The organism is Burkholderia sp. 9777_1386, from assembly GCF_015712265.1.
Taxonomy (GTDB): Bacteria; Pseudomonadota; Gammaproteobacteria; order Burkholderiales; family Burkholderiaceae; genus Burkholderia; species Burkholderia cenocepacia.
The window spans coordinates 24775-35042 of record NZ_JACCQB010000067.1 but is presented as its reverse complement, the minus strand read 5'-3'; the positions used below and the strand labels follow the sequence as shown (position 1 = coordinate 35042).

11 protein-coding genes are annotated in these 10268 nt (G+C 68.6%); 6 read left to right on the top strand and 5 right to left on the bottom strand.

Annotation, left to right across the window (positions count from 1 at the left end; translation table 11 throughout):
- The first annotated feature begins 207 nt into the window (after window positions 1-207).
- The gene (locus H0X91_RS31035) at window positions 208-1575 is read left to right on the top strand and encodes an amino acid permease (protein ID WP_006497673.1); all 1368 of its coding nucleotides are present in this window, start codon (window positions 208-210) and stop codon (window positions 1573-1575) included.
- Window positions 1576-1723: 148 nt separating this feature from the next.
- On the opposite strand, the gene H0X91_RS31030 is transcribed toward H0X91_RS31035, so the two are convergent.
- Window positions 1724-1885, bottom strand: coding sequence for a hypothetical protein (locus tag H0X91_RS31030; RefSeq protein ID WP_006476417.1), 162 nt, complete (start codon window positions 1883-1885; stop codon window positions 1724-1726).
- Between the two features lie 244 nt (window positions 1886-2129).
- Here H0X91_RS31030 and H0X91_RS31025 point away from each other — a divergent pair, with 244 nt between their 5' ends.
- The 3 genes from H0X91_RS31025 to H0X91_RS31015 are packed head-to-tail and all read left to right on the top strand — an operon-like array spanning window position 2130 to window position 5641.
- A complete protein-coding gene (locus tag H0X91_RS31025) occupies window positions 2130-3173 on the top strand; it encodes a Fe(3+) ABC transporter substrate-binding protein (RefSeq protein ID WP_006490794.1) in 1044 nt (347 codons plus the stop codon).
- A complete protein-coding gene (locus tag H0X91_RS31020) occupies window positions 3163-4863 on the top strand; it encodes an ABC transporter permease (RefSeq protein WP_006497674.1) in 1701 nt (566 codons plus the stop codon). The genes H0X91_RS31025 and H0X91_RS31020 overlap by 11 nt, the downstream gene beginning before the upstream one ends.
- A 4-nt stretch (window positions 4864-4867) precedes the next feature.
- Complete coding sequence (locus tag H0X91_RS31015) at window positions 4868-5641, top strand: ABC transporter ATP-binding protein (protein WP_058901291.1); 774 nt, start codon at window positions 4868-4870, stop codon at window positions 5639-5641.
- A 30-nt stretch (window positions 5642-5671) separates the two neighbouring features.
- On the opposite strand, the gene H0X91_RS31010 is transcribed toward H0X91_RS31015, so the two are convergent.
- The 4 genes from H0X91_RS31010 to H0X91_RS30995 form a co-directional block, all read right to left on the bottom strand.
- Window positions 5672-6142 carry an Lrp/AsnC family transcriptional regulator gene (locus H0X91_RS31010; protein WP_196433629.1) on the bottom strand — a complete coding sequence of 157 codons (471 nt, stop codon included), beginning with the start codon at window positions 6140-6142 and terminating at the stop codon, window positions 5672-5674.
- 247 nt (window positions 6143-6389) lie between these two features.
- The gene (locus tag H0X91_RS31005; protein ID WP_048989220.1) at window positions 6390-7031 is read right to left on the bottom strand and encodes an NAD(P)-dependent oxidoreductase; all 642 of its coding nucleotides are present in this window, start codon (window positions 7029-7031) and stop codon (window positions 6390-6392) included.
- A gap of 155 nt (window positions 7032-7186) precedes the next feature.
- Window positions 7187-7642, bottom strand: a complete 456-nt coding sequence (locus H0X91_RS31000) for an Rrf2 family transcriptional regulator (RefSeq protein ID WP_006484400.1) — start codon at window positions 7640-7642, stop codon at window positions 7187-7189.
- Between the two features lie 90 nt (window positions 7643-7732).
- Window positions 7733-8161: a hypothetical protein gene (locus H0X91_RS30995; RefSeq protein WP_196433628.1), complete on the bottom strand. Its 429-nt coding sequence runs from the start codon at window positions 8159-8161 to the stop codon at window positions 7733-7735.
- Between the two features lie 199 nt (window positions 8162-8360).
- Between H0X91_RS30995 and H0X91_RS30990 the strand changes: the two genes are divergently transcribed.
- On the top strand, window positions 8361-8696 hold the full coding sequence (locus H0X91_RS30990; protein ID WP_006493329.1) for a hypothetical protein: 336 nt from the start codon (window positions 8361-8363) through the stop codon (window positions 8694-8696).
- A gap of 253 nt (window positions 8697-8949) precedes the next feature.
- Window positions 8950-10143 carry an ammonium transporter gene (locus H0X91_RS30985; protein ID WP_006483862.1) on the top strand — a complete coding sequence of 398 codons (1194 nt, stop codon included), beginning with the start codon at window positions 8950-8952 and terminating at the stop codon, window positions 10141-10143.
- Window positions 10144-10268: the final 125 nt, after the last annotated feature.

Sequence of the window (10268 nt, the reverse complement as noted above, 5' to 3'; positions counted from 1 at the left end):
CGCCCCACCCACTCCACGCGGCCCGCGCATCCGGCGCGCGAGCGCCCCACGCCCCATTCCATTCGCCGCGCCAGTCAGGGAATACCCGATTCCGGTCACCGGGTCCGGCTTGTTATCATTCGTTCACATTCAAGTTGTATAGACAACTTGAGCCAATCGGGCCAGCCCTGCTCGCCCGGTTCGTCGCATAACGATATCGGAGACTCGATGAAAAACTTGCAGCGCCATCTCAGCGCGCGGCACATCCGCTTTCTCGCGCTGGGCTCGGCGATCGGCACGGGCCTGTTCTACGGTTCGGCGTCCGCGATCCAGCTCGCGGGCCCGGCCGTGATCCTCGCGTACGTCCTCGGCGGCGCGGCCGTCTACATGGTGATGCGCGCGCTCGGCGAAATGGCCGTGCGCGAGCCCGTCGCGGGTTCGTTCGGCCACTACGCGACCGAGAACCTCGGCCCGTTCGCGGGCTTCGTCACGGGCTGGACCTATACGCTCGAAATGGTGATCGTCGCGATCGCCGACATCACCGCGTTCGGCATCTACATGGGCTTCTGGTTTCCGGATGTCCCGCAATGGATCTGGGTGCTCGGCGTCGTCGCGATCATCTGCGGGCTGAACCTGTGCCACGTGAAGGTGTTCGGCGAGCTCGAATTCTGGCTGTCGATCATCAAGGTCGGCGCGATCGTCGCGATGATCGGCGGCGGCGTCGCGATCCTGCTCACCGGCATGCACTTCGGCCATTCGGCCGACATGCCGACGTTCGCGAACCTGTGGAATCACGGCGGCTTCTTGCCGAACGGCGTCGGCGGGCTGATCGCGTCGCTGTCGGTCGTGATCTTCGCGTACGGCGGCATCGAGGTGATCGGGATGAGCGCCGGCGAAGCGAAGGACCCGGAACGCGTGATTCCGCGCGCGATCAACGCGGTGCCCGCCCGCATCCTGCTGTTCTACGTGCTGACGATGGTCGTGCTGATGTCGATCAGCCCGTGGACCGGCGTCGGCAGCGACGGTAGCCCGTTCGTCCAGATCTTCTCGGCGCTCGGCGTGAAGTCGGCCGCGACGATCCTGAACCTCGTCGTGATCAGCGCGGCGATCTCGGCGATCAACAGCGACATCTTCGGCGCGGGCCGGATGATGTTCGGGATGGCGCGGCAGGGTCAGGCGCCGCGCGTGCTGATGACGACGTCGCGCCACGGCGTGCCGTGGGTCACGGTGCTCGTGATGGCCGGCGCGCTGCTGGTGGGCGTGCTGCTCAACTACCTGATGCCGAAGGACGTGTTCCTGGTGGTCGCCGCGATCGCGACGTTCGCGACCGTGTGGGTCTGGCTGATGATCCTGCTGTCGCAGGTGGCGATGCGTCGCCGTCTGTCGAGCGCCGAAGTCGCCGCGCTGAAGTTCAAGGTGCCGCTGTGGCCGGTCGCGCCGGCGCTGACGATCGCATTCATGGGCTTCGTGATCGTGATGCTCGGCTGGTTCGACGATACGCGCGTGGCGCTGTATGTCGGCGCGGCGTGGCTCGCGCTGCTCGCGGCCGTGTTCTACGCACGGATCCGCCCGAAATTCGCCGCTGCGTCACGTTGACGCACGGCTGACCTGCGAGTGCGGCGCGCCGGTTCCGGCGCGCTTTCTACTGTCCCGGTTCCGCGCGGCGCCCGTCGCGCGAGAACCGCGGATCGACCCCGTTCGCCTCCCCCGCACGCGCGGCCCGACCGACCCGCGCCCCGGCACGTCAGTGCGATGCGGCGCTCGCGGCCTCGGCCGGATGGGCCTCGTCGTACGCGTGCTTCTGCGAAATCGCGTTGTACAGGATCGTCCCGATCACGAGCAGCACGGCCACGACGATCAGGATGCTCACGTTGCGGACGGGGTTCTTCTTGCGCTGATCGTTCATGGTCGGTGCGGCTCCGTCAAATTCGTCGAAGCGGGCATTCTACGCGCTTGCGCCCGCGCTGCGCCGCCCGGTGTTCCGATCGCCCGTCCCTGTCCTCCCCGCCGCTTTCCGCAAGCTTTCGTTTGTTAATCGTTCCCATTTCGATCTAGAATCCTGAGTCTTTCATTTTGTAATGTTCCGGATCGCTCGGGCGGCAGGCGCGCCCCGGAACGCTCCCTCGTCCACCTGCCCCACCGGAGTCTTCATGTCGAATCCGCGCACCCGCCTGCTGCCGCTCGCCGGCGCCCTCGCCCTGGCTGCAGCCGCCTTCGCGCCGCTTGCCCAGGCGGCCGAGGAAGTGAGCCTGTACACCACCCGCGAGCCGAAGCTGATCCAGCCGCTCATCGACGCGTTCACGAAGCAGAGCGGCGTCAAGGTCAACACGGTGTTCGTGAAGGACGGCCTGCTCGAACGCGTGAAGGCGGAAGGCGCGCAGTCGCCGGCCGACGTGCTGATGACGGTCGACGTCGGCAACCTGCTCGACCTCGTCGACGGCGGCGTCACGCAGCCGGTGCGCTCGAAGGCGCTCGACGACGCGATTCCCGCGAACCTGCGCGCCACGAACGGCGACTGGTACGCGCTGTCGCTACGCGACCGCGTGCTGTACGTCGAAAAAGACCTGAAGGTCGATGCGTTCCGTTACGAGGATCTCGCCGATCCGAAATGGAAGGGCAAGGTCTGCATCCGCTCGGGCCAGCATCCGTACAACACCGCGCTCGTCGCGGCGATGATCGCGCACGACGGCGAGGCCGCAACCGAGACATGGTTGCGCGGCGTGAAGGCGAACCTCGCGCGCAAGGCGACCGGCGGCGACCGCGACGTCGCGCGCGACATTCTCGGCGGAATCTGCGACGTCGGCCTCGCGAACGCTTACTACGTCGGCCACATGAAGCATGCGGAACCGGGCAGCGATGCGCGCAAATGGGGCGACGCGATCAAGGTCGTGCGCCCGACGTTCGCGAACGCGAAGAGCGGCGGCACGCACGTGAACATCAGCGGCGCGACGGTGGCGAAGCATGCGCCGCACAAGGCCAACGCGGTGAAACTGCTCGAATACCTGGTGTCGCCGGAAGCGCAGGCGCTGTATGCGCAGGCAAACTACGAATACCCGGTGCGCGCGAACGTGAAGCTCGACCCGGTGATCGCGAGCTTCGGCACGCTGAAGGTCGATCCGCTGCCGCTGGCGGATATCGCGAAGCATCGCAAGCAGGCAAGCCAGCTCGTCGACAAGGTCGGCTTTGACAACTGACGCCTCGCCCGCCGACGCCTGCCGCGAGCCGCGCGGCCCGCGTCAGTGGCCGCGTCTGCGGCCGCGCGCGGGCAGCCTGTGGCTGCTCGCGGCGCTGACGATCGCCGCGGCGGTCGCGGCGCCGCTCGCGGTGCTCGTGGCCGCCGCGTTCGACGCCGATCTCGCACACTGGCGGCATCTCGCCAAATTCGTGCTGCCGCACGCGCTCGTCAATACGCTGCTGCTGCTCGCCGGCGTCGGCGCGATCGTGTCGATCGTCGGTACGGGCTGCGCATGGCTCGTCACCGCCTACGATTTTCCCGGCCGCCGGATCCTGACCTGGGCGCTGCTGCTGCCGCTCGCGGTCCCCACCTACATCGTCGCGTTCGCGTATCTCGACCTGCTGCATCCGATCGGCCCCGTGCAGGGCGCGATCCGCTGGCTGCTCGGCTTCGACAGCCCGCGCCAGTTCCGCCTGCCCGATTTGCGCTCGCTGCCCGGCGCGATCTTCGTGCTCGGCTTCGTGCTGTATCCCTATGTCTATCTGAGCACGCGCGCGATGTTCGTCACGCAGTCCGCGAGCCTGCTCGAAGCCGCGCGCACGCTCGGCGCGGGCCGCCTCGCGACGTTCTGGCGCGTCGTCGTGCCGCTGGCCCGCCCGGCGATCGCGGTCGGCGTGAGCCTCGCGCTGCTCGAAACGCTGAACGATATCGGCGCGTCGGAATTTCTCGGCGTGCAGACGCTGACCGTGTCCGTCTATACGACGTGGATCACGCGCTCCGATCTCGCCGGCGCCGCGCAGATCGCGCTGGCGATGCTCGCGATCGTCGTCGGCATGATCGCGCTCGAACGCTACGGGCGCCGCCGCCAGCGCTATGCGCACGGCCGGCGCATGCGGCCGATCGCGCCGCGCCGCCTGACCGGCGCGGCCGCGCTGGGCGCCGCCGTGCTCGGCTGGCTGCCCGTCCTGCTCGGCTTCGGCGCGCCGGCCGCGTACCTCGCGGTCGAAACGGCCAAGCGGCTGCACCTCGTCGGCGGCGTCTCCGCGCAACTGATGACCGGGCTCGCGAACACGCTGACGATCGCGACCGCCGCCACCGCCACGACGCTCGCGTGCGGGCTCGTCGTCGCGTGGGCCGCCCGCGCACAACGCGACAGCGCCCGTACGGGCCCTGCCCGCCTGTGCGCGCGGATCGCGAGCCTCGGCTACGCGGTGCCGGGCACCGTGCTCGCGATCGGCCTGCTGATTCCGTTCGCGGCGGCCGACCGGCTGTTCGGCGCGGCGCTCGGCCGCGACGGGCTGCTGCTGATGGGCTCGGCCACCGCGCTCGTGATCGCCTATACCGTGCGTTTCCTCGCGATCCCGGCCGGCGGCATCGAGGCCGGCCTCGCGCGCATTCCGCCGTCGCTCGAACAGGCCGCGCGCTCGCTCGGCGAGACGGCCGGCGGCACGCTGCGCCGCGTTCACCTGCCGCTGTTGCGGCCCGCGCTCACGACGAGCGCGCTGCTGGTGTTCGTCGACGCGATGAAGGAATTGCCGGCGACGCTGCTGCTGCGCCCGTTGAATTTCGACACGCTCGCGACCTGGCTGTATGCGGAAGCCGCGCGCGGCACCTATGAAGAAGGCGCGGTCGCCGCGCTCGCGATCGTGCTGGCCGGGCTCGTGCCCGTGATCCTGCTCGCCCGCACCCGCCACAAGATCGGAGCCTGACACCGTGAACCTGCTCGAACTCGACGACCTCTGCGTCGCCTACGACACGCCGCACGGCCGCCGCACCGTGGTCGACGGCCTGAGCCTCGCGCTGCCGCGCGGCGACATCGGCTGCCTGCTCGGCGCGTCCGGCTGCGGCAAGACCACCGTCCTGCGCGCGATCGCCGGCTTCGAACCGGTGCGCATGGGACGCATCGTGCTGGACGGCACGCCCGTCGCGGCGCCGGCGCTCGACGTGCCGCCCGAGCGCCGGCGCATCGGCATGATGTTCCAGGATTACGCGCTGTTTCCGCACCTGAGCGCGGCCGACAACGTCGCGTTCGGCCTGCGGCGCCTGCCGAAGGCCGAACGGCGCCTGCGCGTCGCGGAGATGCTCGAGCTCGTCGGCCTCGCCGATTCCGGCGATGCGTATCCGCACGAACTGTCGGGCGGCCAGCAGCAGCGCGTCGCCCTCGCGCGCGCACTTGCGCCGTCGCCGGAATTGCTGCTGCTCGACGAGCCGTTCTCGAATCTCGACGTCGATACGCGCGAGCGGCTCGCGTTCGAGCTGCGCGACATCCTGAAGCACACGGGCCACACCGCGATCCTCGTCACGCACAATCAGGCGGAAGCGTTCGCGATCGCCGACCGGATCGGCGTGATGAAGGACGGGCAGCTCGCGCAATGGGATACGCCGTATGCGCTGCACCATCATCCGGCCAGCCCGTTCGTCGCGGATTTCGTGCGCCGCGACGCGCTGGCCGACGAACGCGCACGCGCGCTGGCGCGCGGCCGCTGAAGCCGCGCGGCCGGCGCGGCGGGATGCCCGTCAGGCGGGCTCGGCCAGATCGCGCACCGGCAGCGCGGTCGAATACTTGATCTGCTCCATCGCGAACGACGAGCTGACGTCGAACAGTGGCACCGTGCGAATCAGTTGCTTGTAGACGCGGTCGTAGTCGTCGATGCCGGCCACCACGACGCGCAGCAGGTAATCGGTCTCGCCGCTCATCCGGTAGACCTCGACCACTTCCGGCATGTCGCGCACCGTCTGCGTGAAACGCTGCGCCCATTCCTCGGTGTGCTGGTTCGTGCGGATCGCGACGAACACGGTCGTGCCGACCCCGAGCTTGCGCGGATCGCACAGCGCGACCTGCGCGCGAATCGCGCCGGTTTCCTTCAGCCGCTGCACGCGCTTCCAGCATGGCGTCTGCGACAGGTTCACGCGCTGTGCCAGTTCCGCGATCGGCAGCGTGGCATCCGCCTGCAGCAGCTCCAGCAGCTTGCGATCGATGGCGTCCATTTCTCCATTCCCTCGTCGATAGAAATTTATTCTATTCATCCTGCCCAACGGGGAACAATATGAAAACTGCCGCGGCGCGTCGACCGGTGTAAATACCGATCCGGCACGCAGACGATTCGTCCGCCGCGCCAAACGAAACAGGCGACGCCCCCGCCGGGGGTGGCATCGCCTGAAATTGACTGCGCGTCGCGGCTCGCACGTCGCGCCGGGCCGGCCGGCGCTCACCGCCCGCCGGCCGTCATGCCGCTCAATACGCGACCGTCGCGATCTCGCGCACGAAGCTGTCCTGCTCGAGTGCGTCGACGAACGCGACCGCGTAGTCTTCCACCGAGATCTTGCTGTTGCCCTGCGCGTCGACGATCAGCTTGCCGACGCCCGTGCGGAACGTGCCGGTGCGCTCGCCCGGCGCGATCAGCGCGGCCGGCGCGAAGAAGGTCCAGTCGAGATCGGCGACCGTCTTCAGGTAGTCGAGCGCATCGCGGTGCGCGAGCGCCTGCGCCTTGTATGCCTCCGGGAATCCTTCGGTGTCGACGAGCTGCTTGCCCGGCGCGACTTCGAGCGAACCGGCGCCGCCCACCACGACGAGCCGCTTCAGGCCGGCCTGGCGCGTGCCGGCGACCAGCGCCTTCGCGGCCGCGACGACCTGCGCCGCATCTTCCTGCTTCGGGCCGTACGCGCTGGCGACGACGTCATGGCCCGGCAGCGCGGCCGCGATGCTGGCCGCGTCGAACAGATCGGCCGCCTTCGCGGTGATGCCGTCGACGGATGCGTGCGGATGGCGCGACAGCGCCGTGACGCGGTGGCCGCGCCGCACGGCTTCCGCCGCGATGCGCGTGCCGATCATGCCGGTGGCGCCGAACAGTGCGATATTCAATGAACGTTGCGTCATATCGATTCTCCAGAAATGAAAATATGTAACACACTCAATTACATATAAGACCGAAAAAAACGGGGCAAAGCCCCCGTCGTGCCGATCGCCGCGCGTACGCGCCGTCCGGCTTCCCGCCCTGCCTGCCGCCGGATACCCGTGGCACCCGGCGCCGGTCACCCGCCGGCGCGCGCCGCCCGTTGCGTGCGCTGCTCCAGATCCAGCATGTCGGCCGTCACGTCGGCCAGCGTGCGCGTGGCGAGCGACGCCTCCATCGCGCGCTGCGCGTCGCCGATATAGCCGGTCAGCGCGCTCTGAATGTGCCGCCCGACGAGACATGCCGGATTCGGCGCCTCGCGATGCAGCGCGAACAGTTGCGCATCGTCGACCGCGCGATACACGTCGAGCAGCGTGATCTCGCCGGGCTCGCGCGCCAGCAGCGCGCCGCCGCCCGCGCCGAGCTGCGACGTGGTCAGGCCTGCGGCCGCCAGCATCGACAGCAGCCGGCGAATCAGCGCCGGATTCGTATTCACGCTGCCCGCGATGATGTCGGACGACAACGGTACGCCTTCCTGCATCGACAGCAAGGCAAGCACGTGAACGGCAAACGCGAACCGGCTGCTGGTATTCATTCCTGACTCACTCGGCGACGCCGGCCCGACCCGCAACCGGCGACATGTGTAACCATAATAATTACATTTTGCGGATCGTGCAAGCCCGCGTCATTCACCGCTCGCGGGTTTGGCCCCCGCGGCGCTCTGCTGGCTCCACTGCTGGAGTTTCTTGCCGGCTTCGGCGATCTTCGCGCCCGCTTCGGAAGCCGCATGCGCGACGACCGCGGACGCCGCCGCGTCGATCTGCGCGTGCGCGGCCGACGCGAGGCCGCTCGCGGACAACGGCGGCACGGCCGACGCCGCGGACGCGATACCGGCCTTCGCCGCGTTGATCTGCTGGTTGACGGTGCTCGCCACCTGGTCGAGCGCCTTTGCCGCATTGTTCGCGGCGTCGGCGGCCGCGCTCGCGGCCGTATCGGGTTGCGCGACCGGCGTACCGGACTTCTCGCAGCCCGCGAGCAACAGCAGCGCACCGGCGGCCACGGCCGCCAGCACGGACCCGGGCACGCGACGCGCCCGCGATGTCTTCATGTTCATCAGCAATCTCCGGCCGCGCGTTGCACGACCTCGTGGTTGGACCGGTGTCGATGATACCGCCTGTGGAACAGGCCCAATCACGACCCGGCATTAAAAATGCCTTTCAATTTCGGATTCGTCTGATTCAATCGCACGCGCCATGCCTCTAAAGTGGGCACGCTTCAATCCGCTTCGTACGTGTCCCCCACTTTTCCTCGTTATGGCTTTCCTCGTCGACTGGCTCATCGTCCTGGCCGCGCTGCTCGCCGCCACCCTGTTCCTGTGCCTGCGTGCGCCGTCGGCGCGCCGCCTCGCCGAATCGGGGCGTCCGCGCCGCATCGCATGCGCGCGTCTGCTCACGCAGGCCGTGATCGGCTTCTGGACGGCCGCGCTGATCGTCGCGCAAGGCATCCTCGGCGCCGACGGCGACGGCCAGTCGCTCGCGGGCTTCGCGGCGCTCGCGTTCGCCGCGCTCGGGCTGGCGACCGTCGCCGCCTACTGGTCGGCGTGCGCGCTGCGGCTGCGCCGGCCGCCCGCGCTGTTCGCGCGCCACTGACGCGCCAGATCGGTGCGTGACAGCGCACGCCGCGCACCGCTTCGTTCGTCGTACGCACCAGTTCAGCACGCGCCGCACCACGTGCGTGCAGCCGGCACCGCCGTCGCTCGCCCTCGATCACGCCCCGATCCCGTGCGCGATTCACCGGAATGCCGCATCGCGCGGCAACCGGGCACCAATTTCACGCAGTCGTTCACCAGGTTGGCTCGATACTTGCATTCCTTGCCCGTTTTTTACGCAAGGAAGTAACGGCATGGATGGTCTGAAATCCGGCGTCGACACCCTGTTCCTGTTGATCGGCGCCGTCATGGTGCTCGCGATGCATGCGGGCTTCGCATTTCTCGAACTCGGCACGGTCCGCAAGAAGAACCAGGTCAACGCGCTCGTGAAGATCCTGGTCGACTTCTCGGTGTCGACACTCGCGTATTTCTTCATCGGTTACACGATCGCGTACGGCGTCGAATTCTTCGACGACATCGGCACGCTGTCGCAGCACAACGGCTACGCGCTCGTGCGCTTCTTCTTCCTGCTGACGTTCGCCGCGGCGATCCCGGCGATCGTGTCCGGCGGCATCGCGGAGCGCGCGAAGTTCAACCCGCAGCTCGTCGCGACGCTGATCATCGTCGGCTTCATCTATCCGTTCTTCGAAGGGATCGCGTGGAACGAGCGCTTCGGCGTGCAAGCCTGGCTCACGCACGCGTTCGGCGCGCCGTTCCACGACTTCGCGGGCTCGGTCGTCGTGCATGCGTTCGGCGGCTGGGTCGCGCTGCCGGCCGTGCTGCTGCTCGGCGCGCGCCACGGCCGCTACGCGAAGGACGGCCGGATCGCCGCGCACCCGCCGTCGAACATCCCGTTCCTCGCGCTCGGCGCCTGGGTGCTTGCGGTCGGCTGGTTCGGCTTCAACGTGATGAGCGCGCAGACGCTCGACAAGATCAGCGGCCTCGTCGCGGTGAACTCGCTGATGGCGATGGTCGGCGGCACGCTCGCGGCATGGATGGCCGGCCGCAACGACCCGGGCTTCACGTACAACGGGCCGCTCGCTGGCCTCGTCGCGGTATGCGCGGGCTCCGACGTGATGCACCCGATCGGCGCGCTCGTCACGGGCGCCGCAGCCGGTGCGCTGTTCGTCGCGATGTTCACCTGCGTGCAGAACCGCTGGCGCATCGACGACGTGCTCGGCGTCTGGCCGCTGCACGGGATGTGCGGCGCGCTCGGCGGCATCGCGGCCGGCGTGTTCGGGCAGCCGGCGCTCGGCGGCCTCGGCGGCGTGTCGTTCCTGTCGCAGCTCGTCGGCACGCTCGGCGGCATCGCACTCGCGAGCGCGGGCGGCACGCTCGTCTACGGCGCGCTGAAGGCGACCGTCGGCCTGCGTCTCGACCGCGAAGCCGAATTCGACGGCGCCGACCTGTCGATCCACCGCATCTCGGCCACGCCCGAGCGCGATTGACCCGCTGAACGCCCCCGGACGCGTCATTACGTTTTCAATTCAAAAAACTTTCATCTATCGTCCTTACACTTCCGTCCAGTTTTCAATATGCCTTCGCGGAGCTTGCCGCTCGCCCGCTTCGCGAA

Coding starts and splice junctions, on each gene's coding strand:
- H0X91_RS31035 (WP_006497673.1), top strand. CDS start 208: ATGAAAAACTTGCAGCGCCATCTCAGCGCGCGGCACATCCGCTTTCTC.
- H0X91_RS31030 (WP_006476417.1), bottom strand. CDS start 1,885: ATGAACGATCAGCGCAAGAAGAACCCCGTCCGCAACGTGAGCATCCTG.
- H0X91_RS31025 (WP_006490794.1), top strand. CDS start 2,130: ATGTCGAATCCGCGCACCCGCCTGCTGCCGCTCGCCGGCGCCCTCGCC.
- H0X91_RS31010 (WP_196433629.1), bottom strand. CDS start 6,142: ATGGACGCCATCGATCGCAAGCTGCTGGAGCTGCTGCAGGCGGATGCC.
- H0X91_RS31005 (WP_048989220.1), bottom strand. CDS start 7,031: ATGACGCAACGTTCATTGAATATCGCACTGTTCGGCGCCACCGGCATG.
- H0X91_RS31000 (WP_006484400.1), bottom strand. CDS start 7,642: ATGAATACCAGCAGCCGGTTCGCGTTTGCCGTTCACGTGCTTGCCTTG.
- H0X91_RS30995 (WP_196433628.1), bottom strand. CDS start 8,161: ATGAACATGAAGACATCGCGGGCGCGTCGCGTGCCCGGGTCCGTGCTG.
- H0X91_RS30990 (WP_006493329.1), top strand. CDS start 8,361: ATGGCTTTCCTCGTCGACTGGCTCATCGTCCTGGCCGCGCTGCTCGCC.
- H0X91_RS30985 (WP_006483862.1), top strand. CDS start 8,950: ATGGATGGTCTGAAATCCGGCGTCGACACCCTGTTCCTGTTGATCGGC.